The following is a 25,174-nucleotide window of genomic DNA, read 5'->3' as shown; positions in this document are numbered from 1 at the left end:
TTATGAACGTTTTGATCGAATGACAGATGATGGTTACTTCTTTGTATCAAGGCTAAAGAAAAATGCCGTCATACGAGAAATCGAACGTTTTACTCTTCCCGAAGGTAGCAAGGTTTTAGCTGATAAAATGGTCTACATCGGGACACCACAAAAACGGGCAGAAAATATCTTTCGCCTTCTTGAGGTGATCGATACAAAGGGGAATAACCTTCGGTTAATCACGAACCGATTTGATTTGAGCGCCGAAGAAATCAGTGAAATTTACCGATCACGCTGGGCAATTGAACTATTTTTTAAATGGCTCAAGCAGCATGTTGAGATCAAACATTTTTATGGAATGAGTGAAACGGCAATACAAAATCAAATCTACTTAGCACTAATCACTTATTGCTTAAATGTTCTCGTGCAACTTGAGATGAAGAGTAAGAAATCTTTACTTCAAATCACTCGCTGGTTAAAGGCTGCGATTTGGAAGCCAGCATATATTTGGTTACGTCGGTTTGACGAACGATCTAGCACATAAATAAAAGCATGATTCCTGTCACTCCAGTATTTAAATGTATATATTTACCAAATGGACAGAATCACCTTTTCTTTAGGTTTTGTCCTTTTGGCTCTAATTCACAAAAACATATTTACTGAAAATTTCGACTATATTTATGCAACGCTAGTGATTAACTATAAATTTTAATTAAATTTTAATATGAACATTATTTTCAGAAAAGTTTGGTTTTTAATAGTTGGATGAAACATTTTATAAATGAGGTAGGTTAGATGATGGAACTTTCTAATCATATAAGAGCAAATATAAAAGAAAAGATGATGGAGAATTTTCTACACTTACATACTCATCCAGAACTGAGTTGGCAGGAAGTCAATACGACACAATTTTTAAAAGAGAGATTACAAGCATTAGGTTTAGAAACGATAACGTTTGAAGATACAACTGGAGTGATAGGAATTTGGGACAATATACATACAGATCATAAGCTGACTGTTGCTCTTCGTTCAGATATGGATGCTTTATGGCAAGAGGTTGATGGAAAATGGTGCGCCAATCATTCATGTGGACATGATGCCCATATGGCAATGGTATTAGGAGCACTAGAAATTCTTAAAGTTGTAGGTTTTCAACCAAAAGGAAAGTTTAAGCTTATTTTTCAACCGGCTGAAGAAAAAGGGACAGGTGCTCTAAAAATGATTGAGAAAGGTGTAGTCGATGATGTGGATTACTTATATGGTGTTCATCTTCGACCTATTCAAGAGCTTCCATTTGGGAAGGTTAGTTCTGCCATATATAATGGAGCAGCTTTATTAGTAAAAGGAGAGATTCATGGAAAGGCTGCACATGGTGCAAGACCACACTTAGGAGTGAATGTTATTGATGTGGCCTCCCACTTTATTCATGGTCTACACACTATTTATACAGATCCGATGGTACCTGCAACAGTAAAGATGACAAGGCTAAACGCAGGTGGGGAAAATGTAAATATCATTCCGGATTTTGCAGAATTTGCTTTAGATCTGCGTGCACAAACCAATCAAGTTCTTGATGAGCTCTATCAAAAAATAGAAAGTCTATCTCAAAATATTTCAACGATGTATGGAGCAAAAATAAAACTATTGCCATCCAATAAAATTGCTGCTGCTGAAGTAAATGAAGAGGCAAAAAAAATCATGAGTGAGACGATCAAAAAAACATTAGGTTCTGAAAACGCAGTAAACGGAATCGTAACACCCGGCGGCGAAGACTTCCATTTTTATACATTAGAACGTCCCACGATCAAGGCAACGATGTTGGGAGTTGGCTGTGATCTAGAACCTGGGTTACATCACCCTAATATGACATTTAATCATCAAGCCATATTTTTAGGTGCAGAGATTTTAGCACAAGCTGTAATTGATACATTCGAAAGGGGAGGAAAGGATTGAGCCAAACACCTGTAGTAACATCTATTGTGACCCGTTCTTTAAAGAATCTTGAAGAATTGGAAAAAGTACAAGAATTAGAAAAATTAGTTTGGGGGATGAAAGAAATTGTTCCTACTCACCAAACTTTAACAGCAGTAAAGAATGGTGGATTGGTACTTGGAGCTTTTCACAAAGAGAAATTAGTAGGGTTCCAATATAGCTTTGCTGGGTTTAATGGAAAGGAAGCTTATCTATGTTCTCATATGCTCGCTATTCATCCAGATTATCGTCATCAAAAAATTGGAGAACGATTAAAAAGAGTTCAACGGGATGAAGCATTAAAATTGGGGTATCGTTTAATCACTTGGACTTACGATCCCTTAGAAAGTGTAAATGCCAATTTAAATATTGGAAAATTAGGAGCAATTACCAACACCTACATAGAAAATGCTTATGGGGAAATGAATGATCCCTTAAACCGTGGATTGGCTTCTGATCGTTTTCTTGTCGAGTGGTGGTTGGAAAGTTCCCATGTATTAGAGAAACAAATGGGTAAAAGGATCGATGAGTCCCTATTCCATTCAAAAGATTCTCTTATCCAATGGGAAATGAATAATAAAGGATTTCCGGTTCCTAATGAAATAGATATAACAAAGAATGAAGAAGAATATTTATTTATTCCCATCCCTTCTAAATTTCAGGAATTAAAACACCAAGATATTGAGTTAGCAATTGAGTGGCGACAGAAAACAAGATTGATCTTTATCCATTATTTCTCTCAAGGTTGGATCGTTTGCGATTTTCTAAAAATGAATAATGAAGAGTTTGCTGGTGTTCATTTCTATGTTTTAAAAAGAAAGGGTGAATGAGATGCAGATTAAATATATTACTTTAAGACATATGAAGATGAGGATGAAAAAACCTTTTACAACAAGCTTTGGTACCCAGCAAGATAAAGAGTTTATTCTTGTGGAAGTAAAAAATACTGATGGATTATCTGGCTGGGGAGAATCCGTCGCTTTTACTGAACCCCTTTATAAAGAGGAAACAGTTAAAACCAATTGGCATATTATGGAGGATTTTTTGATTCCTTTACTACTAAAAGAGCCCATCACTCATCCTGATCAGGTATCGGAACGTTTTGCACATATTAAAGGAAATTATATGGCCAAATCTGCGTTGGAGGGGGCAGTCTGGGATCTTTATGCTAAAGAAAAGGGAATACCATTGGCTAAAGCGTTAGGTGGGGAAAAGAAAACGATCGAAGTGGGTATCAGTATCGGTATCCAGAAATCTATTGACCAGCTTTTGCAAGTGATTGAACAACATGTCAATGAAGGATATAAACGAATCAAAGTAAAAATTAAGCCCAATTGGGATATTGAGGTGATTAGAGCGATTCGGCAGAAGTTCCCTGATATTCAGTTAATGGCAGATGCTAATTCTGCTTACACACTGGCTGATGTGGATCATTTGGCTAAATTAGACGAATATAATCTGATGATGATCGAGCAACCATTAGCCCATGACGATATTATTGATCATGCAGAATTACAAGCAAAGATAAAAACCCCAATCTGTCTTGATGAAAGTATTCATTCGGCTGAAGATGTTCGAAAAGCGATTAAACTAGGCAGTTGTAAGATCATCAATATTAAAATTGGCCGTGTTGGCGGTTTAACAGAAGCGAAAAAAATCCACGACCTATGTCAAAAAAATGGGATTCCTGTATGGTGTGGAGGAATGTTAGAGTCAGGAGTAGGTAGAGCACATAATATTGCGATCACTACTTTATCCAATTTTACGATGCCTGGGGATACAGCAGCATCTTCTCGATATTGGGAGGAAGATATTATTGATCCAGAAGTGACAGTAGAAAATGGTGTCATATTTATTCCTGATCGACCTGGCATTGGATATGAGCCAAATCGAGAAAAAATTGAGGAGAGAACACTATTTAGTAAAACATTTCGCCCGTAATAAGGTGGAAGATTACTAGATGATCATATTAGATGGCTATCAACTAAATAGCCATCAATTATAAATATAAATGTCTGAATATTTAATCAATTATAATAATGGGAGATGATAGTATGAATGGTAAACAGGTATTGACGATCGCAGGGGCATATGTAGGGGTAGTCGTCGGAGCAGGATTTGCTTCTGGACAAGAGATTCTACAGTTCTTTACTTATTTTGGCTGGTGGGGGACATTAGGAAGTGTCATAGCTGGGCTGCTTTTTGCTTGGTTTGGGTATCAATTGCTGAGATTAGGGTCTGACGTTAAAGCTGCTTCTCATAAACAAGCCATTCATCAAATCAGTGGGAAGTATATTGGGTGGATAATGGATATCGTTGTAACCTTTTTCCTTTTTGGGGTAGCGGGTATCATGTTAGCAGGAGGAGGGGCTGTTCTAAATCAACAATTTGGAGTTCCTGTAACATTAGGTAGTATTATTATCTTAGTTTTAACCATCTTGACTTTACTATTAAAAATGGAAAAAATGATTTCGGTGATTAGTTTATTTACTCCCTTTCTATTGATTGCTGTATTAACCATCACATTAGTTTCCTATTTATACATGAATAAAGATCTATCGGTTATGAACTCATTTGCTAGTCCAGAGAAGGCCGCTTCAAGTAACTGGTTTTTTGGTGCTCTTTTGTATGTTTCTTATAATTTGGCAGCTACCGCCCCGATTTTAATCACCATGGGTGGAGGGGTTTCTTATAATAAGAAGAGTTTAGGATTAGGAGGGCTTCTTGGAGGTGCAACATTAGGATTGCTAGTTTTAACCATTCATTTAGGAATGATGTCAAAACTCGATCAATTAGCAGGAGTAGAATTACCGACATTATTCATGGCTAATCAATTATTACCTTGGTTGGCACCTATTCTTTCCATTGTCATTCTAGGCATGATTTTTAACACTGCAGTAGGGATGCTCTATACTTTTACAACCCGGGTCGTCTCACCAACTAGTGCTAAGTTTAAGTTTGCCTTAATCCTTTCCGGTATTCTAGCTTATATTTCTAGTTTAGCAGGATTCTCTAAGCTAGTAGGAACCGTATACCCAGTTATGGGTTATTTAGGATTTTTGCTCATGGGTGCGGTGGTAGTAACTTGGTTCCGAGTGAAAATAAGAAAAGAAACAAGCATGAATGTAGCGGTAAATCAATCAAATTAGAAACGATTATATGAAATAAATATTGCTGGGATTCTCCCAAAAAAGTTTCTATCTACCCACTTATAATTTTAGATTTCTCCGAACAATTATATCGAAAAGAAAATCACAAGATTTGATTTGAAAGGAGAAATCATAGATGAAAAAACAATTAGCAACCTTATTATTAGCATCAAGCTTAGTAATTCCTACTGCAGTAAGTGCAGCTGAATCCACTAATAGCATTAATGAGCAAACACAAGTTGTTCAAGAGCAAACCGTTACAACTGATACGACTCAACAAGAAACTTCAACTGAAGCAACAACAAACACTCAAGCAGAAACAACAGTAAATGCTGGATTAACTCCTGAGGATACACTTTATTTCCTAGATAAATTACTTGAAAATGTTCAACTTACTTTTACATTTGATCCAGAGTTCAAGGCATCCCTTTATGCAGATATCGCAGCAGAACGTCTAGCTGAATTAGATGCGATCAGTGAAGAGAACAAGAGTGAATTTCTTACAGATTTATTAGCTGCATACCAAGATGCTTTAGTAAAAGCAGGAGCAACGCTAGAAGAAGCAAAAGCAGATGGAAAGGATGTAACGGAAGCTAGTGAACAAATAGATCAGGTGGCTGAGCAAGGAAACACTACTGTTCAAGAAGAAACAGAAGAATTAGATGAAGAACAAGTTGAACAAATGGAAGAAACCATTACAAATGCAAAAATCACAGCAGCTGTTGTCAAGGATATAGATCCTGAAATTGTGATTACCTTGAAGGAGCAAGGTGTTGGATATGGTAAGATTGCATTAACAGTCGCTATTTCCAATCTTTCAGGAAAAACCGTAGAAGAGGTGACGAATCTTCTTGCAACAAAAGGGGTTGGATTGGTTGCCAAAGAATTAGGCTTACATCCTGGAAATCTTAAAAAAAGCGGTTTAACGATAAATGTTGAACCTGTTGCTGATTCAGAGGAAAATACTGAAGATTCAACCACTCAAACGACAGAGAACCAAACAGAAGCTACAACTGGTGAAATGAACCAACAAGTTCAAACAACTTCTAATATGACAACTGAAAATAGTACAGATGATAGCGTAAATGAAGGTAAGGATAAAGCTAAAGTAGCGGTCAATACAGGTATGAAACTTCAAAAAAATGAATTAAAAATAAAGGAAACACCAAAAGGATTGGAAATCAAAGCAGAAATCAAGCTTGAAAAAGAAAAACAAGAAAAAGAAGATAAAGATGACGATAAAAAAGAAGTAAAAGAAGTTAAGGTAGAGAAAAAGGAAAGAGAAGAACATAAAAAAGGTGAAAAAGAGCGCGACTAATAGATAAATGAATTAAAACCTCCCAAATGATTTGGGAGGTTTTTAGTTCATTTCAATTCAACTTTTGTATGCTCACGCTGTAACTTCTTCTCATAGGCCACAGCACGTCTTGTTTTTGGATCGAGTTCGATCAATCCACAGGTTTTAACCTCACCACATCCTTGTTTCATATAACAAGGCATGTCCAAGTCACCGAACAAACGTGGAGCTTTTTCTACTAACTGATCAGTAATGGAACGATACAAGAGTCGGATTTCATCTTGAGCTCTTAAACATAACCGTTTTATCGCATGATGACGCCAGCCTACAGCATTTCTTGAATCGGTATACATAGTGGCGATTCCTAAAGGTAGGATAGCTCTAGCTCGTTCGTTTTCCATAATTTCTTCGTCTGTATAATGGCCATATAATTCAAAAGCTTTTTCATGATGATAAATCCATTGGTCTAATTCCTGCTCCCGACCAGGCTTTTTCAGCTCTGGTGGAATGTAATACTCAAATCCTCCATTATTTAACCGAACATAACGAAGGCTTCGTTCATCAAAAGTAGCATGACGGGCACGCATATCCTGTCTTGCAACAAAGATTGGTACTTTTTTAACGAAACTAAAGATATTATGTTCCAAAACCGTATTATGACCACTATCTCTACAATGATTAACGATACCTAATCGAGGTTCACTTTCATAACAAAGAGAACCAGCTTCAGCAGCAAAGCGATCCGCATCCTCTGTCCATTGTACAAGTTTGGCAGAATTTAAAGGTAATGCTTTTGCTAATTCAACTAAGGTTTTATATTCAACACCTTGATATGTAAAATCAATTGCCATTGCCTTCACCTCTCCATCTTTTATTATTTTAACAGAATCATAACCTTTTTTGGGAAAGAAAATGTATTGGAGTTTTTTTTTCGAATATGTATGTATAGAGAGGAGGGGGACAGATGCCACGTTGGGGAACTAGACGAAGATGGAAGATGAAGAAAATCAATCTTCGAAAAAGACAACTTATCTTCATCAGCTTTGTTATCTTTTTAGGAATGATGGTACAATCCTTTTTCTATATAGAAGGTCAACTTCAACCGATATTAATCAGTATTGCTGAAGCAAGGGTAAAACAAATAGCGACAAACGCATTAAACGATGCGATTTCTAAAAAAATTGCCCAAAATACGAGTTTCAATGACCTCATTCAATTTGAAACAGACAATCAAGGTAAAATAAGAGCTGCACTATTTAATTATGGGGAATTTGCAAGGGTCGTGGGTGAAGCAACGGCCAGAGTAGAAGATACATTAAACGATCTTGAAAAGATGGAAGAAAAGATTAAATTAGGAGCCGCTTTTAATAGTAAAATATTTGCAAATGCTGGACCAGAAATTCCAATCACGCTTGTACCAATAGGCCACGCAGAAGTTACTCCAGATACCAATTTTCAAAATGCTGGTATCAACGTGGTAGTCATGACTGTTGTGATCAATATAAAGGCAGAGGTACAAGTGGTTATTCCTTTTGTTACGAAAGCTACATCCATTGCAACTTCTGTTCCTATTGCCCAAACACAAATCTTTGGTGAGGTTCCACAGTTTTATTATGATGGTAGTAATTACAACAGTACAGATCCAAGTAAATCTACTACACCACCACCAATTCAAATCATCCCTGGTACACCAAGTATTCCAAATAATACTCAACCAAATGTAGGAGAAGCAGCACCATCTTCTTCACCAGCTGCTGAACCGATTCCTGGGTTTGAATCTTTTTATCCTATTATTTCAGGTAAAGGGGTGCCATTCACGGGTGTAGCACAGTAAAAAACTACAAAAGTGACGATTTACTTAAAAGTGACCGATTACTTTTGTAGGATCTCACTTTGATCATTTTTTTCTTTCCCCTATTAACGATGTTATGCTATAATCAATAACATGTATTTACAATTTTCTAAATTCTCATAAATAACGTTTAGTTTGTATTTTAATGAATTATTTATATATTTTTTATGCTAGAAGGTGGGTGAAAACGTGTCTGAACCATATCTTTTACAAGTAAAGCAATTAATAACGAATTTTTATACAGAAGACGGCGTTTTTTCAGCAGTAAATGACGTATCGTTTTCCCTTAAACCTGGTGAAACATTAGGAATCGTTGGGGAGTCAGGAAGTGGGAAAAGTGTAACCTCCCTATCGATCATGGGACTAATTCCAAAATCAAATGGGAAAGTAGAAGGTTCTATTCTTTATAACGGAAAAGAGTTGACGAATCTATCAGAAAAACAAATGAGAAAGTTACGGGGAAATGAAATAGCGATGATTTTTCAAGAACCGATGACTTCATTAAACCCCGTCTTTACGATTGGCAACCAAATGGTAGAATCGATTCGTTTACATACCTCCCTCTCGAAGAAAGAAGCAAAGAAAAAGGCAATTGACATGTTGAAACGCGTAGGAATTCCAAGAGCAGAAGAGATTATGAATGAATACCCTCATCAATTGTCTGGAGGAATGAGACAACGGGTCATGATTGCTATGGCAATGTCATGTACTCCTTCGATTTTGATTGCAGATGAACCAACAACTGCACTAGATGTGACGATCCAGGCGCAAATTTTAGATTTAATGAGAAATTTAAAAAAGGATTCCAATACCTCTATTTTGCTGATTACACATGATCTAGGCGTTGTTGCAGAAATGTGTGATCGTGTGATCGTAATGTATGCAGGAAAAATTGTTGAAGAGGCGGATGTTCGAACGATTTTTCACCATCCAAACCATCCTTATACCAAAGGGCTGATTCAATCAACTCCTCAATTAAAGGAAACGAAACAAAGGCTTTACTCGATTCCTGGAAATGTACCAAGTATTAAAGAGATGCCTAGCGGTTGTACATTTGCTCCTCGTTGCGAATATGCGACTGACCAATGTCTTCATCAAGTACCCGAATTAAAAGATGTCGGGACGAACCACAAGTCTAGATGTTGGTTAAACGAACAAAAGGATTTGCTGAACGAGGAGGGTGCATAATGTCAGAGTTCATTTTACAAGTAGAAAATTTAAAAACCTATTTTCCGATTCAAACCGGTGTGTTCCAAAAAACAACAGGCTATGTTAAAGCCGTAGATGGTATTACTTTTCAGGTAGATAAAGGGGAGACCCTTGCACTCGTTGGCGAAAGTGGTTGTGGGAAATCTACTACGGGTCGATCCATATTACGTTTAGTAGAACCAACAGCAGGAAAGATTTTATTTAACGGGGAAGATTTAGTCTCTTTAAATCAAGAACAAATGAGGAAAAAGAGAAGGGATCTACAAATGGTGTTTCAGGACCCTTTTGCTTCGTTAAATCCAAGGCATACCATCCAGAGAATTTTAGAAGAACCTTTACTTGTTCATCAATTAGGAAATGAGCAAGAAAGAAAAGCAAAAGTATATGAATTGCTTGAAGTGGTAGGACTAAATAAAGATCAGGCAAAACGTTATCCCCATCAATTTAGTGGGGGGCAAAGACAACGAATAGGAATTGCAAGGGCCTTGTCTGTAAATCCAAAGTTGATTATTGCAGATGAACCAGTTTCAGCCTTAGATGTTTCCATTCAAGCACAAATCCTAAATCTCATGGAAGATTTGCAAGAGGAATTTTCCTTAACTTATATTTTTATTTCCCATGATTTAAGTGTTGTTCGCCATATTGCTGATCGAGTAGGCGTGATGTATTTAGGTAGTTTAGTAGAGTTGGCTGAAAAAGATGAAGTTTATGAACAACCATTACATCCCTATACCCAAGCCTTGTTATCTGCTGTACCTGAACCAAATCCAGACGTAAAAAAAGAAAGAATTATATTAAGCGGAGATGTACCAAGTCCTGTAAACCCACCTTCAGGGTGTAAATTTCATACCCGATGTAAGTACAAAATGGAGATTTGTGAGAACGAAATACCTGAATGGGCTGAGGTGGGAAAAGGACATTTTGTGGCTTGCCATTTACATAGTGAATCTTCTCACCTTGGTACCTAACTATATTTACAAAAAAGAAGAAGGGAGTGGTCTAGGATTTACTTATCAAATAAAATCGCTTTGCTTTTTTTGAAAATCAATGAAAGAAAATAAGGGGGTTAATAGAAAAATGAAGAAGGGATTATCTTTTATACTAGCTATTTTAGTTTTATTATCAGTCGTTTTAGCTGGTTGTGGTAGTAAGGAAACAACTGCACCAAAGGAAAATCAAGAACAACAAGAAGCAGAAGTTCAATCTACTTTGGTTTTTGGACGTGGGGGAGATTCTGTGTCATTAGATCCTGCAAATGTAACAGATGGAGAATCACTTAACGTAACCAAAAATATTTTTGATACCTTAGTAGATTATAAGGAAGGAAATACAGAAATTGAACCTGCTTTAGCGGAAAAATGGGAGGCTTCTGAAGATGGTTTAACTTGGACTTTTTACTTAAAACAAGGGGTTAAATTCCATGATGGTACTGATTTTAATGCAGATGCCGTCGTCTTTAACTTTAATCGTTGGATGGATAAGGAAAATCCGTACCATCAAGGGGATTTCCCTTATTATGGTTACATGTTCGGTGGATATAAAGGGGATGAAGGTCATGTCATCAAAGAAGTAGTGGCCAAAGATCCTTATACTGTTGAAATTCAATTAAATAAACCACAAGGTCCATTTTTAAACAATATTGCGATGACTGCTTTTGCAATTGCTTCTCCAGACGCCATCAAAAAATATGGAGATAAATTTGGTGAAAATCCTGTAGGTACTGGTCCGTTTGTTTTTAAACAGTGGATTCGTAATGATAAAATAGTCTTAGAAAAGAATCCGAATTACTGGGTACAAGGTTATCCATTATTAAATCAATTGATTTTCAAATCGATTCCTGATAATCAAGCAAGATTTACGGCTTTACAAAGTGGTGATATCGATATGATGGATGGGGTTAATCCAGATGATGTCACCTTAGCGGAGAAAAATGCAGATTTACAAGTATGGTTACGCCCAAGTATGAACGTTGGTTATTTAGCCTTTAATACTGAAAAACCACCTTTTGATAATGTAAAAGTTCGTCAAGCATTAAGTATGGCAGTTAACAAACAAGCTTTGATCAATGCATTCTATAACGGTTTAGCTGAACCAGCCAAAAATCCAATGCCACCTTCTTTATGGGGATATAATGATGCAGTTCAAGACTATGCTTATAATTTAGATGAAGCGAAAAAATTATTAGCAGAAGCAGGCTATCCAGATGGATTTACAACTGATCTATGGTATATGCCTGTTCCTCGTCCATACATTCCACAAGGAAAGAAAATAGCCGAAGCGATGCAAGCGGAATTTGAAAAAATTGGCGTAAAAACGAATTTAGTCACTGAAGAGTGGGCAACATACCTTGAAAAAACAGGTAAGGGCGAACACTCGATGGCTCTTTTAGGTTGGACTGGTGATAATGGTGATCCAGATAATTTCCTTTATGTTCTCTTAGATAAGGATAATGCTAAAGCGCCAGATGCTGGTAACATCTCCTTCTATAAAAATGACCAGTTACATGAAATCTTAATTAAAGCACAGCAATCCAGTGATGTGAACGAAAGAACAGAGCTATACAAACAGGCGCAAGAAATCATTCATAATGATGCACCATGGGTACCATTAGTACACTCCACACCACCACTTCTTGGTAAAAAGAACATTGTAGGTTTTAATCCTCATCCTACAGGTTCAGATAAATTTACAAAAGTTCATTTTGAATAATTATGGTTAAAGGGTAGTGTGACTACATACTACCCTATCTTATTCAACATAGATTGGGGTGGAAGAAGTTGGTATCTTATACAATTCGCCGTTTATTAATGTTGATTCCTGTTTTGATTGGAATGTCTTTACTCGTATTTTCTATTGTCCATCTCATTCCCGGTGATCCTGCCAAAACCATTCTCGGTGAGAAGGCTTCCCCTGAAGTCCTAGAAAATATGAGAGAGGAATTAGGATTGAATGATCCACTAATCGTTCAATACAAAAACTACATGGTAGGAATATTCAAGGGGGATTTAGGAACCTCCATTAAAACGAAAGTAGCGATATCTGAGGAGATTAGGCCATATTTGGCTGCAACGATAGAATTGACCTTTTTTGCGATGGCATTTGCCATTTTGATTGGAGTAAATGCAGGGATTATTGCAGCCTGGAAACAAAACTCATGGTTTGATTATATCGCGATGCTTATTGCCCTTTTAGGTGTATCAATGCCGGTCTTTTGGCTTGGTTTAATGGAACAATGGGTATTTGCACAAAAGTTAAATTGGTTGCCCTCTATTGGTCGAGACGGGATTCTAAATCCTGTTCAACCGATTACCAACTTTTATCTCATCGATACATTAATAGCGGGTGATTTTGAAGGATTAAAAGAAGTGCTGAAACATCTCATCTTACCAAGTATCGCTTTAGGTACAATTCCCATGGCCATTATCGCAAGAATGACCCGTTCGAGTATGTTAGAGGTGATGAATTCAGACTATATTCGTACAGCAAAGGCAAAAGGGGTTCATCAATTCTTCTTAATCTATAAGCATGCTTTAAAAAATGCATTTATTCCTATTTTAACTGTCGTTGGTTTACAAACTGGTTTACTTTTAGGTGGTGCAGTTTTAACAGAAACGATTTTTGCATGGCCTGGAATTGGAAAGTATCTTTATGATGCGATTGCGGTTCGGGATTATCCAGTGATCCAATCAGGAATTTTAGTCATTGCTACTATTTTCGTCCTTGTTAACCTGATCGTCGATTTACTATATTCAGCCATTGATCCAAGAATTAGATACCGTTAAGGAGGGGAAATCGATGCAAACAGAAGTAGAAACGCCACTAAAGCCTTATGCTCAAGAACAAAAGATTCCGTCCTTATGGTTGGAAATTATTCGAAGATTATTTAAACAAAAATCAGCACTCATCGGTGGTACAATCATTCTGTTTTTTATTTTCTTAGCTATTTTTGCTCCTTTATTAACTACCTATTCCTTTAAGGAATCAGTACTAGAAAATCGTTTTTTACCTCCTCTATCTGAAGGGCATTTCTTTGGGACGGATGATTTAGGAAGGGATTTATTTACTAGAATCATCTATGGAGCGCAAATATCATTAAGAGTCGGATTTTTATCGGTAATTGGCTCGATTGTGATTGGTACGATGCTCGGACTTATTGCAGGGTATTATGGAAAATGGATCGATATGATTATTTCTAGAATCTTCGATATCATGTTGGCCTTTCCAAGTATTTTATTAGCGATAGCGATTGTAACGGTTTTGGGAAGATCTTTAACCAATGCTTTGATTGCCATTGCCATTATTAATATCCCTACTTATGGTCGGCTTGTAAGGTCTAAAGTGTTAAGTCTAAAAGAAGAAGAATTTATCTTAGCGGCAAAAGCAATTGGAATGAAAAATAGCCGCATACTTTTTCACCATTTGTTACCAAATAGTATGACTCCTATTATTGTTCAGGGGACATTAGGCATTGCAACAGCGATCATTGAAACGGCTGCCTTAGGTTTTCTTGGACTAGGTGCAGTTCCACCAACACCTGAATGGGGAACGATGTTAGCTGATTCCAAAGATTATATTCAATTGGCTCCTTGGACAGTAATTTTTCCGGGCATCTCCATTATGCTTGTTGTATTAGGGTTTAACCTATTAGGAGATGGATTAAGGGATACGCTTGACCCTAAGATGAAAAAATAGGCATTAATTAGACTATTACTTGATTTATAGCTGGACAGTTGTATATAATAATTGGGAATATAGGGTGAATTTAGCCTCTCTTCTCTATGAGATGAGGGGTTTTATATATTGAAAGGTTGGTAAAAAATGAAACAATATGTGGCTAAAGTTTTAAGTCAATCGCTTGACCTTAGTGTAGAGGATATTCTGAATCTATTAGAAACCCCACCAAATCGTGAGATGGGGGATGTGGCATTTCCTTGCTTTTCTTTAGCAAAAGCATTTCGTAAAGCCCCAAACCAAATCGCTGAAGATTTGTCAAGACAACTAAGTGATCCATTAGTTAGTTGTAAAGCAATTGGTCCATATTTAAATTTTTATTTTGACCGTGCAAAATATGCAAAACAGCTGATTGAAACGATTTTAGACAAGAAAAATACATATGGTGAAAGTGAAATTGGAAAAGGGAAAACGGTTGTGGTCGATTATTCCTCTCCTAATATTGCTAAGCCATTTAGTTTACCTCATTTGCGTTCGACGATGATTGGTAATGCGATTGTTCATTTATATCAAGCTTTAGGTTATCAAGTGGTTGGTATCAATCATTTAGGAGATTGGGGAACCCAATTTGGTAAGTTGATTGTTGCTTATCATAAATGGGGTAATGATGAAGTGATTCGCAAAAACCCAATTGAAGAATTAGTGAAAATTTACGTTAAATTTCATGAAGAGGCAGAGAAACATCCAGAATTAGAGGATGAGGCAAGACAATGGTTTAGAAAGCTTGAAGAGGGTAATGATGAAGCTCTCCGCTTATGGAAATGGTTTGTTGAAGAAAGCTTACAAGAATTCTCAAAAATTTACGATCTCTTAGGTGTTCATTTTGATCATTTTATGGGCGAGAGCTTTTATAATGACAAAATGGATCGAGTTATCCAAGAACTAACAGAAAAAGGATTATTGCAAGAAAGTGAAGGGGCGATGATTGTTGACCTTTCAGATCTAGAAATGCCCCCTGTCTTGATTAAAAAGAAAGATGGCTCGTCGATCTATGCTACTCGCGATTTAGCTGCTGCATTATATCGTAAAGATGCTTTTGATTTTGATAAAATGTTTTATGTGGTAGGGAACGAGCAAGCGTTACATTTTCAACAGGTTTTTGCCGTTTTAAAGAAGATGGGATATCAGTGGGCAGAAGAAATGAAACATGTGCCATTTGGTCTTATGTTATTTGAAAATAAAAAGATGTCTACGCGTAAAGGAACCATTGTCTTATTAGAGGAAGTTTTACAAAAAAGTATTGAGATGGCTGATCAGATCATAGCTGATAAAAACCCTGATCTTCCAAATCGTGAGGAAACGGCCAAAGCAGTAGGAGTTGGTGCAGTGATTTTTAATGATCTAAAACAACATCGGATGCATGAAGTGAATTTCTCTTGGGAAGATGCGCTAAATTTTGAAGGGGAAACAGGCCCTTATGTCCAATATACGAACGCTAGAACTAGAAGTCTGTTAAGAAAGGCGAACATAAGCGAAGAACAGATCCATTCAATTGATGGAAGCTATCTTACAGGGGATGCTGCTTGGGCTTTGTCTTTGCTTTTAAACCAATACCCAGATATCTTGATTAAAGCAGCAAATCGTGCTGAACCATCAATTGTGGCTAGATATTTGTTGGATGTAAGTGCACAGTTTAATCGTTTTTACCATCAAGAACGAGTGATTACTGAAAATGAGAAAGAGCAAATCGCAAAATTAGGTTTATCTACTGCCACCTCTAAGGTATTACAGCATGGGTTAAGTATATTAGGGTTAAAAGCACCCGAGGCGATTTAAATCTTTCACTTGTCATATACAAACTTATTTCAATATTCATGGAGCTCTACAAAAGTACTCGGAATACGCTTCAAAAGAAGTCGTTACTTTTGTGGGCTTCTTTTTTTTCATAAAATCCTCATAATTTCTTAACACAAATATAATGTACAATAGATGTAAATAAGGTTGATATTTTTTTGGGGGAAAAGGATGAAAAAGTATATCTTTACGTTGATCATCTTGATATTAGCTACAGGTTGCAGTACCAAAACTCCATATCTTCTTCAAGATTCTGATTCTGCGATTTTTGTTGCAGTTGTAAACAAGGGGCAAATTTTAGTCATTGATCCGATTCATTTTCAAAAAATAGCGGAGATTACAACTGATGCACCTGTGCAACATCTTTTACTATCCCCAGATCAAAAGATTTTATATGCTTCTGGAAAAGAGATGAATCAATTATTCCTTTTTGATGCACACACAGGAAAATTGATTGGAAAATATCCAATTGGAGGGGGAATCATTGCTCAAACCATTTCTAAAGATGGGCAATATCTCTATTTTGGAACACAAGAGGGATCTATCTACCAATGGGATGCATATGATCTACAAATTACTAGAAAAATGGAGATCGGACAAGAACCAGCCACATTACAAATCTCTGAGAATGGACAATTTTTATATGTAGGTTTGTTAGAGGAAGGGAAAGTAAAAGAAATTGACCTAAAACAATGGGTAGTGACAAGAGATTTTAAAAGCCCAAAAAGAACCATGGGGATTGGTTTAAATTTAGAATCAAGGAGGTTATGGGTTGGTGGCCATGGGGATGCTGAAGCCCCGAATGATAAGATTTATGAAATCAATTTAGATCAAGGTACGTATCATCTATTACAGACAGGATTAATGCCAATAAAAATAGAATTTGATGAGAAGACGAAAAAATTATATGTTCTTAGCCATGGCTCAAATCAGCTATCCATCTTTTCTCTCAATGGGAAGGAAAAAGATAAGAAAACAGTCTATGTAGGAAATAATCCTTTTGATTTTACGATAGCTAATGGGTATATTTATGTCTCAAACTATGATAGTCGTTCTTTAACTATTTTTGGAGAGGAAAGTTTACTAAAGGTAAAAGAAATAGATATTGGCGGTCATCCATTATCAATTGTTTATATGGGAGGAGAATAAAATGGTTCAATTTCAAGACAAGAAGATCTTAATTGTTGATGATGAACCACAAATGCGAGAATTATTAAGAGCATACCTAGAAAAGTCACATTTCATCGTGGAGGAAGCAAACAACGGTCAAGACGCATTAGATAAACTTTCGGTTTCTGAATTTGATTGTATTGTGTTAGATGTGATGATGCCTGAAATGGATGGGTTAATGACTTGTTTAGAAATTCGAAAGAGTTCAGAAGTCCCAATTATTATGTTAACAGCTAGAGGAGATGAGCTAGACCGTGTTCACGGATTAGAGCTTGGTGCCGATGATTACATCGTGAAGCCTTTTAGTCCTAGGGAATTAGTGGCAAGAATCAAAGCACTTTTAAGGAGGTCACAAGTGACCAATAAGTCTGAGAGTGAACTACTGATGAAATCTTTTGGAGCCATTTCAATTGATGAAAAAGCTAGAAGAGTGAAGGTTCAAGAAAAAGAACTAGTTCTTACACCTAAAGAATATGATCTGTTACTCTTTTTAACGAAAAATCAAAATCAGGTGTGGACAAGGGAACAAATTTTAGAACATGTCTGGGGTTATGATTTTTATGGAAGCTTAAGAACCGTAGATACCCATATCAAAACTTTAAGGATGAAACTAGGGGATCTTTCAAATTACATCTCTACCATATGGGGGGTAGGTTATAAGTTTGAGATATACTAAATTAAGATTAGACCTTAGTTCAAAACTATGGATTACATTGATTATTGCATTCTTGATTAGTAGCTTATTTAATTATTGGACCACTCTTTACCTCTACAGACATCTCTATGTTGAACAGACAGAAAAATACTTAGCAGAAAAGGGAAAGAAGATTGTTAGCAGGTATACAGGAGGGGAAATCAGTCAGTCATTTAAGGAAAAAGTAAATGATATTAACTCATTAACCAACGAAGAAATCGTGATTACCGATAATCCTGCAGACTTGGGGGCTTGCCTTCCTGTTGATAGTGAGCATGCAGAACCACTTGTTTCTTATGAACAGAGAGAAAAGTTATCACAGGGTGAAGTGATCACGATTATTGGTGAACATGCACGGTTTAAAAGAGATATTATTGCCGTGGCTGTTCCTTTAATCGATCCTGAGATAAATCAGTTGGTAGGTGCTGTTTTTCTTTATATGCCACTAGCAACAGTGACTGAAGCCGTTGCAGAAATACGATTTTTACTATTTCTTTTCCTTGTCAGTTTTTTCTTTCTAGGGATTATCATGGGAAAATTCATTACCAGTACAATGACAAAACCACTGCGAGAAATGGAATCTGTAGCCAAAAAAATGATGGATGGGGATTTTGAAGCTAAAATACAAGTCTATACAGAAGATGAGATTGGTAGACTTGGGAGAACCTTTAACCATCTATCTGATTCGCTAAAGAAAACGATTAGTTTATTATCAAAAGAGAAAAAACAACTCTCACAAATCTTAGATGGAATCAGTGATAGTGTTCTAACGATCCACAAAAATGAAGGATTTGTCCTACTAAATAATCCGTCAAAGAATCTTTTACGAAAATTAGGTTTGAAAAAGGAAGAATTTATCCATTTACCAGAGATTAAAGCTTATATCGAAAGGGTTAAACAAGAAAAGGATATTGTTACAGGTGAATTTGAACTACATGATAAGACCTATTTCTTATATTTAAGCCCGTTAATCGAAGATCAGGAGTTATGGGGGATTATCCTGGTAATTCATGATGTAACTGCGGAAAGAAAGCGGGAAAACGATACAAGAGAGTTTCTAGCCATTGTGTCTCATGAATTAAGAACCCCTTTAAGCTATGTTCGAGGTTATACGGAAGCTATCATAGATGGGGTGGCTGATTCAAAAGAAACACAAGCAAAATATTTAGAAACGATTCATAACGAAACTTGTCGTATGGAACGGTTGGTTAATGATCTACTAGACTTGGCACAATTAGAAAAAAGCACCTACCCCATGTATCTAGAAGAAATACGCCTTGATCATATTGTTAACCAAGTGGTTGAAAGGTATCTACCAGCTTATATGCAAAAAGGAGTTGCCTTACAAAAGCATTATAGTAAACCGATGTGGATGATTGGGGATGAGGATCGAATCATTCAAATTCTAGTCAATTTACTAGATAATGCATTAAGACATACGAAGTCAGGTGGAAAAGTTACTGTTGAAATTTATCCTTATTATGATGACATCGTCTTACAAGTAAGTGATACAGGCGAAGGAATGGAGAAAGAACAGCTTGCTAGAATCGGTGAAAAGTTCTTTAGAGTGGATAAAGCAAGAAGTAGAAAAAGTGGTGGAACAGGGTTAGGACTAGCTATTGTAAAACAAATCATAGAAAGATTACATGGTAGATTAGAAGTAGAAAGTACTGTCGATGTAGGAACCACATTTCGAATCTATTTTCCGTCAATATCTAGGTCCAATCATGAGTAAACATGGTTGGATTTTTCTTTATTTTAATGCGACCCCACAAAAGTAATCGGATTTTACTTCGAAAGAAGTTGTCACTTTGGTGGGTTATATTGAAAGTATAAATGTAAGCGTTTCTATATGAAAAATATATTTTTTTTAAAAATTTGCTCTTTTCTTTATCACACAAGTGCTGTAATATATAAAACATATAAAAGTTATACAAACTTCAAAGGAGGTCATTCACATGGGTAAAAGAGAACAATGGGGAAGCAGGGCAGGATTTATCCTGGCAGCCATTGGTTCCGCAGTTGGATTAGGTAATATTTGGCGTTTCCCCTATGTAGCATATGCAAATGGAGGTGGCGCATTTCTAATACCATACTTTTTCGCACTTCTAACAGCAGGTATTCCGATCCTTATTCTTGAGTTCGGTATTGGCCATAAATTTAAAGGGTCTGCACCATTATCATTTCGTAGAATCTTAAAGAATTCTGAATGGCTTGGCTGGTGGCAGGTACTTATTTCTTTTGTAATTATGACCTATTATGTTGCGATCATTGCGTGGAGTGCAAGTTATACATGGTTTGCCCTAGGGTTAAAATGGGGTGAGGATACTGAGTCTTTTTTATTTTCAGAATATTTAAACATATCAGAAGGAGTTTGGCATACTGGAGGAATTCAGTGGCACATTTTCTTCGTTCTATTAGTAGTCTGGGCAGTTATTTTCTTTATATTATATCGAGGTGTTAAAGCAGGGATTGAACGTATTTCCAAATTTTTAATGCCATTATTATTGATTATCATGATTATATTTACAATCCGTGGGGTAACATTACCTGGTGCAACAGAAGGTTTAAATGTCTTATTAACCCCAGATTTTAGCAAGATTTTTGATGGTGATACTTGGATTGCTGCGTACGGGCAAATCTTCTTTAGTCTAAGTATTGCTTTTGCAATTATGATTACGTATTCTAGTTATTTACCTGAGAAAGCAGAGATCAACAATAGTGCTTTCATTACTGGTCTATCCAATAGTGGCTTTGAATTTTTAGCTGCATTAGGTGTGTTTGGGGTACTTGGTTTTATGGCTACATCAAGTGGTGTGCCTGTACAGGATGTTGCAAAAGCAGGCGTAGGGTTAGCTTTCGTTGTTTTCCCACAAATTATTAACCAATTGCCTGCTATGAACGAATTGATGGGTGTCTTGTTCTTTGGTGCATTAGTGATTGCCGGATTAACTTCAGCGATCTCCATTCTAGAGGTAGTTGTTGCGGCAGTGATGGATAAATTCTCCTTAAGTAGAAAACAGGCAGTTGTTGCTTCTACTGCTGTAACCTTTTTGCTTAGTCTCTTTTATGTTACCGGTGGTGGTTTATATTACTTAGATATTGTAGACCACTTTATCAATTCCTTTGGTATTGCTTTAGCAGGATTAGTTGAGGTTATTCTCCTTGGCTGGTTCTTCAAGGTTTCAACGATTCGTGAGCATAATAACCCGCTTTCCGATTTTGCAATTGGTAGCTGGTGGGATATTATGATCCGTTTTGTCACACCAATTGTGTTAGGAGTCATGATGGTTCTAAACTTTAAAACGGAATTTACTGAACTATATGGAGGATATACATTAAATAGTCTAATCGTATTTGGTTGGGGAGTTGCGATTGCTGCAATTGTGTTAGGAGTCATGATGAAACTCATTCCAGGTTATAAAAGGGAGGAATTCTAATGAGCACAGGTGCAATCTTTATGTTTATCTTTGGAGCTACTCTTCTTTGGGGAGGTTTAGGGGTTGCCTTATCAGTCGCTATCTCTAAATCAAAAAAAGCCTCAAACCAAACAGGAAAAAATGCGGTAAGTCATCAGTAGAATTTTTGGATGTTAGATTAAATAGGAAAACCTCACTAAGTTCTAGTGAGGTTTTTTGTGTAGATAAAGATAATGACTAAGATTTAACAGCGGTAAAATATCTGGCTTCGGGATGAGCGAAGACCATTGCTGAAACAGAAGCTTCTGGTTCCATCATAAAGCCATCTGTTAAGTGGATGCCAATGTCCTCAGGATTTAGTAAGGCAAACAATTTCTTTTGATCCTCAAGGTTAGGACAAGCTGGATAGCCAAATGAAACCCGAATTCCTTGATATTTGGCGGCAAACCGCTCTACCATAGTCATTTCTGAAGGATCCGGGAAGCCCCAGATGTCTCTCATCATGTGATGTATTCTTTCTGCAAAAGCCTCGGCCAATTCTAAGGCAGTTGCTTGCAAGAGGTGAGAACGTAAATAATCTCCTTTTTCTCGCCACTCTGAAGCTAGATCGATAATCCCTTGACCAGTGGTTACTATTAAGAATCCAACAGAATCCATCACACCACTTTCTACAGGTCGAAGGAAATCAGCTAGGCATAAATAGGGTTCCTCTTGCTGTCTTGGGAATGAAAAACGTTGAATCACTTTTGAATAATCTTTTGGATCGTAAACAAGAATGTCATTTTCTTGCGACTGAGCAGGGAAGAACTGATACATTCCATTTGCTTTTATGAAGTTTTTATTTTTTGCTTCCGTTAGTAGCTGTTCGACCGCTGTTTTTAGCTCGAAAGCTTTAGCATCACCATGAGCAAGAAGTTGCTCAATATTTCCTTTGACCCCTAAATGTTTTCCGAGTAGCATCCTCATATTTAAATAAGGATACAAAAAATCAATTGGATAATTCCGCAAAATATGACGATCGAAGTCTGGCGGTTGAAAAACAGGTACGTTTTGACTGGTTGATGAACGCTTGATACTTTTATTGGTCAAGACTGAATCATTTATTATATTGTCAGTATGACCCATATCAGCAGTTGTTTGGCGCTGTTTTCGTAATTCAGCAATAAGTTCGTTTTTATAGGCTTCATCACTAATCTGGTTTAAGATATTTAACCCATCCATTGCATCCTTTGCATAGAAAACAAGTCCATCATATTCATTTGCAATTTTGTTTTCAGTGAATTTTCTTGTTAATGCAGCTCCTCCTACTAGAAGGGGAACATCAATCCCAGCGGTTTTTAGATCCTGAGCAGTGATGGCCATTTGTTGTGCTGATTTAACAAGGAGTCCAGATAAGCCAATGGCATCAGGTTTTTCCTGTTTAAAAGCAGCCACTAATTGTTCGGGAGGTACTTTAATTCCAAGGTTAATTACTTCGTAACCATTATTGGATAAAATAATTTCTACAAGGTTTTTCCCAATATCGTGGACATCCCCTTTTACAGTAGCAAGTAGAATTTTTCCTTTTTGTGTAGAATCGTTTTTTTCCATATAAGGCTCTAAGAAGGAAACGGCCGTTTTCATCACTTCAGCACTTTGTAATACTTCGGCAACAATTAATTCATTGTCATTAAATAGTTGCCCAACACGTTGCATTCCTTTCATCAAAGGGCCGTTGATAATGTCTAAAGGAGTATACCGGCTAAGGGCTTCTTTTAAGTCATCAATCAGGCCGTCTTTTGATCCTTCCACGATATAGTTACTTAACCGTTCTTCCAATGGATACCTGATACTAGTTTCTTCCTTGATCACTTTTTTATTGCGATAAAAATCAGCAAATTGAGCAAGGGTTTGTTTATTTGTGTTAAAAATCAATTGTTCAGCTAATTGTCTTTCTTCCTCTGGAATGGAAGCATAGCGTTGAAGCTTTTGTGTATTCACAATAGCATAATCTAGGCCGGCACGTGTTGTATGGTAAAGAAAAACAGCATTTAATACTTCACGACCAGCAGGGGGTAACCCAAAGGAAACGTTACTAATGCCAAGAATGGTTTGACATTCAGGAAAAGCTTCCTTGATTTGTTGAATTCCCTTAATCGTTTCTTTTGCAGATCCAATATATGCTTCATCACCTGTTCCTATTGGAAAGACTAATGGGTCAAAAATAATGTCTTGAGGATTTACTCCATATTGATGAACAAGCAAATCATAAGAACGTTTAGCTATTTCTAATTTTCTTTCACTCGTAACAGCCATTCCCTTTTCATCAATCGTTCCAACAACAACGGATGCACCATATTGTAAAATGAGTGGGACGATCTCCTGAAAACGTCTTTCGCCATCTTCTAAATTGATTGAATTGATGATGGCTTTTCCTTGAGAATATTTTAGAGCAAGCTCAATTACCTTTGAATCGGTTGAATCAATCATAAACGGTACTTTGACTTTATTGACTACATATTGTAGGAACTGCTCCATGTCGAAATACTCATCACGGTCAGGATTGGCCAAACAGATGTCGATCACTTGTGCGCCGCCTTTTACCTGAGCACGGGCAATCTCAGAGGCTTCTTCATACTTACCGTCTGCAATCAGGTCCCGAAATTTCTTAGAACCGATCACATTCGTTCGTTCTCCTACAAAGAGGGGACGATTTTCTTTTTCTAAAAAAACTGGCTCAATTCCTGACACGGCAGGGAGATGTTCCTTTTGAAATCGTCTAGGTTTAAATTCTTTTAATGTTTCTGAAAGAGCTTTGATATGATCTGGTGTAGTGCCACAGCATCCACCTGCAACGTTTAACCAACCTTGTTTTGCAAATTGCGACATCTTCTCAGCTAAGGCTTTGGGAGACTCGTGGTAATGACCATCTTCATCTGGTAATCCGGCATTAGGATAACAACTAACTGCACTTGTAGCTAATTGCGAGAGGGAACGGAGATGATCACGCATGAATTCAGGCCCTGTTGCACAGTTTAGTCCTACGGAAATGGGCTTCAAATGTTCTAAGGAGATGTAGAAAGCTTCAATATTTTGACCTGCAAGAGTGGTACCCATCGGTTCAATCGTGCCTGAAATCATAACAGGTAATTCTACTTTACATTCTGCAAAAGCTTTTTGAATTCCTATTCCAGCCGCTTTCACATTAAGTGTATCTTGTGCAGTTTCTAACAAAAGTAAATCTACACCACCGATGATTAATCCTTTTGCTTGTTGATAATATGAATCCGATAATTGATCAAATGTAATCCCACCTGTAACAGAAAGGGTTTTGGTTGTTGGCCCCATGGAGCCAGCGACAAAGCGTGGCCATTCGGGGGTAGAAACTTGATCAACAGCTTCTTTTGCAATCTTTGCTGCAGTAAGATTGATTTCTTCAGTTCGGGCTTCAAGTCCATATTCTGCTAATACAACTGGGGTAGCTCCAAAAGTATTCGTTTCAATGATGTCTGCTCCTGCTTCTAAATAGGTAAGATGGATATGTTTAATTAGATCTGGACGGATTAGATTTAAGATTTCATTGCAACCTTCGTATTGATCTCCACCAAAGTCTTTGGCAGTTAATTGAGCATTTTGTAGCATTGTACCCATTGCACCATCAAGAATGAGGATTTTTTGCTCCATTTGTTGTTTTAAACGATCTATTTTGTTCATTGTTTCTCCCTCCTCATAATATGGAGATGTATACATATAATATACATTCCCTAGGAATCTTATAATGAAAAAACCCTCACCAAAATAGGAGAGGGCTACGTGTATTCACGATTCTCCTATCTTCCAGAAAAATTCTGCTGGAATTAGCACCATGGTCATTCGACCGGTTGCTGTGGTTTCGTAGGGCCAGATCCCTCCACCACTCTGGATAGAAGT

Annotated in this window: 20 protein-coding genes and 1 riboswitch; of the genes, 18 read left to right on the top strand and 2 right to left on the bottom strand. The window is 36.9% G+C overall.

Features of this window, described 5'->3' with window-relative positions; genetic code table 11:
• From TEPIDINF_RS08525 to TEPIDINF_RS08500, 6 genes are all read left to right on the top strand, one after another.
• The coding region (locus TEPIDINF_RS08525; protein WP_421691755.1) for an IS4 family transposase at positions 1-523 on the top strand (523 nt) is incomplete at its 5' end.
• 251 nt (positions 524-774) lie between these two features.
• The gene (locus TEPIDINF_RS08520) at positions 775-1,932 is read left to right on the top strand and encodes a M20 peptidase aminoacylase family protein (protein ID WP_421691754.1); all 1,158 of its coding nucleotides are present in this window, start codon (positions 775-777) and stop codon (positions 1,930-1,932) included.
• Positions 1,929-2,780: a GNAT family N-acetyltransferase gene (locus TEPIDINF_RS08515; protein ID WP_068725678.1), complete on the top strand. Its 852-nt coding sequence runs from the start codon at positions 1,929-1,931 to the stop codon at positions 2,778-2,780. The genes TEPIDINF_RS08520 and TEPIDINF_RS08515 overlap by 4 nt, the downstream gene beginning before the upstream one ends.
• Position 2,781: 1 nt before the next feature.
• Positions 2,782-3,891 carry an o-succinylbenzoate synthase gene (menC, locus tag TEPIDINF_RS08510; RefSeq protein ID WP_068725675.1) on the top strand — a complete coding sequence of 370 codons (1,110 nt, stop codon included), beginning with the start codon at positions 2,782-2,784 and terminating at the stop codon, positions 3,889-3,891.
• Positions 3,892-4,004: 113 nt separating this feature from the next.
• Positions 4,005-5,099 carry a YkvI family membrane protein gene (locus TEPIDINF_RS08505; protein ID WP_421691753.1) on the top strand — a complete coding sequence of 365 codons (1,095 nt, stop codon included), beginning with the start codon at positions 4,005-4,007 and terminating at the stop codon, positions 5,097-5,099.
• A gap of 136 nt (positions 5,100-5,235) precedes the next feature.
• Positions 5,236-6,417 (top strand): DUF5667 domain-containing protein, encoded by a 1,182-nt coding sequence (locus TEPIDINF_RS08500; protein ID WP_421691752.1) that lies wholly within the window; start codon positions 5,236-5,238, stop codon positions 6,415-6,417.
• A 47-nt stretch (positions 6,418-6,464) separates the two neighbouring features.
• Here the strand turns inward: TEPIDINF_RS08500 and thyX are convergent, their stop codons facing one another.
• The gene (gene thyX, locus TEPIDINF_RS08495; RefSeq protein WP_068725671.1) at positions 6,465-7,247 is read right to left on the bottom strand and encodes an FAD-dependent thymidylate synthase; all 783 of its coding nucleotides are present in this window, start codon (positions 7,245-7,247) and stop codon (positions 6,465-6,467) included.
• 113 nt (positions 7,248-7,360) lie between these two features.
• Here thyX and yunB point away from each other — a divergent pair, with 113 nt between their 5' ends.
• The 12 genes from yunB to TEPIDINF_RS08435 all read left to right on the top strand — a co-directional run bounded on the left by yunB (position 7,361) and on the right by TEPIDINF_RS08435 (position 21,426).
• Positions 7,361-8,230, top strand: a complete 870-nt coding sequence (gene yunB / locus TEPIDINF_RS08490; RefSeq protein ID WP_068725670.1) for a sporulation protein YunB — start codon at positions 7,361-7,363, stop codon at positions 8,228-8,230.
• Between the two features lie 207 nt (positions 8,231-8,437).
• Positions 8,438-9,436, top strand: coding sequence for an ABC transporter ATP-binding protein (locus TEPIDINF_RS08485; RefSeq protein WP_068725669.1), 999 nt, complete (start codon positions 8,438-8,440; stop codon positions 9,434-9,436).
• A complete protein-coding gene (locus TEPIDINF_RS08480; protein WP_421691751.1) occupies positions 9,436-10,425 on the top strand; it encodes an ABC transporter ATP-binding protein in 990 nt (329 codons plus the stop codon). Before TEPIDINF_RS08485 ends, TEPIDINF_RS08480 begins: the two co-directional genes overlap by 1 nt.
• A 109-nt stretch (positions 10,426-10,534) precedes the next feature.
• Entirely contained in the window at positions 10,535-12,166 is a 1,632-nt protein-coding gene (locus TEPIDINF_RS08475) for an ABC transporter substrate-binding protein (protein WP_068725667.1), read from the top strand.
• Between the two features lie 68 nt (positions 12,167-12,234).
• Positions 12,235-13,239, top strand: a complete 1,005-nt coding sequence (locus TEPIDINF_RS08470) for an ABC transporter permease (RefSeq protein ID WP_068725665.1) — start codon at positions 12,235-12,237, stop codon at positions 13,237-13,239.
• 13 nt (positions 13,240-13,252) lie between these two features.
• Positions 13,253-14,149: an ABC transporter permease gene (locus TEPIDINF_RS08465; protein ID WP_068725662.1), complete on the top strand. Its 897-nt coding sequence runs from the start codon at positions 13,253-13,255 to the stop codon at positions 14,147-14,149.
• A 126-nt stretch (positions 14,150-14,275) separates the two neighbouring features.
• Entirely contained in the window at positions 14,276-15,964 is a 1,689-nt protein-coding gene (gene argS / locus TEPIDINF_RS08460) for an arginine--tRNA ligase (RefSeq protein ID WP_421691750.1), read from the top strand.
• A gap of 189 nt (positions 15,965-16,153) precedes the next feature.
• Positions 16,154-17,131 carry a YncE family protein gene (locus TEPIDINF_RS08455; RefSeq protein ID WP_068725658.1) on the top strand — a complete coding sequence of 326 codons (978 nt, stop codon included), beginning with the start codon at positions 16,154-16,156 and terminating at the stop codon, positions 17,129-17,131.
• 1 nt (position 17,132) lies between these two features.
• Positions 17,133-17,828 (top strand): response regulator transcription factor, encoded by a 696-nt coding sequence (locus TEPIDINF_RS08450; protein ID WP_421691749.1) that lies wholly within the window; start codon positions 17,133-17,135, stop codon positions 17,826-17,828.
• Entirely contained in the window at positions 17,815-19,581 is a 1,767-nt protein-coding gene (locus TEPIDINF_RS08445; protein ID WP_068725653.1) for an ATP-binding protein, read from the top strand. The genes TEPIDINF_RS08450 and TEPIDINF_RS08445 overlap by 14 nt, the downstream gene beginning before the upstream one ends.
• Before the next feature lie 223 nt (positions 19,582-19,804).
• Positions 19,805-21,286 carry a sodium-dependent transporter gene (locus TEPIDINF_RS08440; protein WP_068725651.1) on the top strand — a complete coding sequence of 494 codons (1,482 nt, stop codon included), beginning with the start codon at positions 19,805-19,807 and terminating at the stop codon, positions 21,284-21,286.
• Positions 21,286-21,426, top strand: a complete 141-nt coding sequence (locus tag TEPIDINF_RS08435; protein ID WP_181482157.1) for a MetS family NSS transporter small subunit — start codon at positions 21,286-21,288, stop codon at positions 21,424-21,426. Before TEPIDINF_RS08440 ends, TEPIDINF_RS08435 begins: the two co-directional genes overlap by 1 nt.
• Before the next feature lie 76 nt (positions 21,427-21,502).
• Here TEPIDINF_RS08435 and metH read toward each other — a convergent pair whose 3' ends face one another.
• Complete coding sequence (metH, locus tag TEPIDINF_RS08430; protein ID WP_421691748.1) at positions 21,503-24,958, bottom strand: methionine synthase; 3,456 nt, start codon at positions 24,956-24,958, stop codon at positions 21,503-21,505.
• Between the two features lie 113 nt (positions 24,959-25,071).
• Positions 25,072-25,173, bottom strand: a riboswitch (SAM riboswitch).
• Position 25,174: the final 1 nt, after the last annotated feature.

This window comes from Tepidibacillus infernus (genome assembly GCF_048898065.1).
Taxonomy (GTDB): domain Bacteria; phylum Bacillota; class Bacilli; order Tepidibacillales; family Tepidibacillaceae; genus Tepidibacillus_B; species Tepidibacillus_B infernus.
Note: the sequence above shows the minus strand (reverse complement) of the source record. Positions and strands in the feature narration are given on the sequence as shown.

Excerpts from the sequence above, each read along its gene's own strand:
- yunB (WP_068725670.1), top strand. The coding sequence starts at position 7,361 with ATGCCACGTTGGGGAACTAGACGAAGATGGAAGATGAAGAAAATCAAT.
- TEPIDINF_RS08480 (WP_421691751.1), top strand. The coding sequence starts at position 9,436 with ATGTCAGAGTTCATTTTACAAGTAGAAAATTTAAAAACCTATTTTCCG.
- TEPIDINF_RS08520 (WP_421691754.1), top strand. The coding sequence starts at position 775 with ATGATGGAACTTTCTAATCATATAAGAGCAAATATAAAAGAAAAGATG.
- thyX (WP_068725671.1), bottom strand. The coding sequence starts at position 7,247 with ATGGCAATTGATTTTACATATCAAGGTGTTGAATATAAAACCTTAGTT.
- metH (WP_421691748.1), bottom strand. The coding sequence starts at position 24,958 with ATGAACAAAATAGATCGTTTAAAACAACAAATGGAGCAAAAAATCCTC.
- menC (WP_068725675.1), top strand. The coding sequence starts at position 2,782 with ATGCAGATTAAATATATTACTTTAAGACATATGAAGATGAGGATGAAA.
- TEPIDINF_RS08440 (WP_068725651.1), top strand. The coding sequence starts at position 19,805 with ATGGGTAAAAGAGAACAATGGGGAAGCAGGGCAGGATTTATCCTGGCA.
- TEPIDINF_RS08450 (WP_421691749.1), top strand. The coding sequence starts at position 17,133 with ATGGTTCAATTTCAAGACAAGAAGATCTTAATTGTTGATGATGAACCA.
- TEPIDINF_RS08505 (WP_421691753.1), top strand. The coding sequence starts at position 4,005 with ATGAATGGTAAACAGGTATTGACGATCGCAGGGGCATATGTAGGGGTA.
- TEPIDINF_RS08475 (WP_068725667.1), top strand. The coding sequence starts at position 10,535 with ATGAAGAAGGGATTATCTTTTATACTAGCTATTTTAGTTTTATTATCA.
- TEPIDINF_RS08435 (WP_181482157.1), top strand. The coding sequence starts at position 21,286 with ATGAGCACAGGTGCAATCTTTATGTTTATCTTTGGAGCTACTCTTCTT.
- argS (WP_421691750.1), top strand. The coding sequence starts at position 14,276 with ATGAAACAATATGTGGCTAAAGTTTTAAGTCAATCGCTTGACCTTAGT.
- TEPIDINF_RS08465 (WP_068725662.1), top strand. The coding sequence starts at position 13,253 with ATGCAAACAGAAGTAGAAACGCCACTAAAGCCTTATGCTCAAGAACAA.
- TEPIDINF_RS08500 (WP_421691752.1), top strand. The coding sequence starts at position 5,236 with ATGAAAAAACAATTAGCAACCTTATTATTAGCATCAAGCTTAGTAATT.
- TEPIDINF_RS08455 (WP_068725658.1), top strand. The coding sequence starts at position 16,154 with ATGAAAAAGTATATCTTTACGTTGATCATCTTGATATTAGCTACAGGT.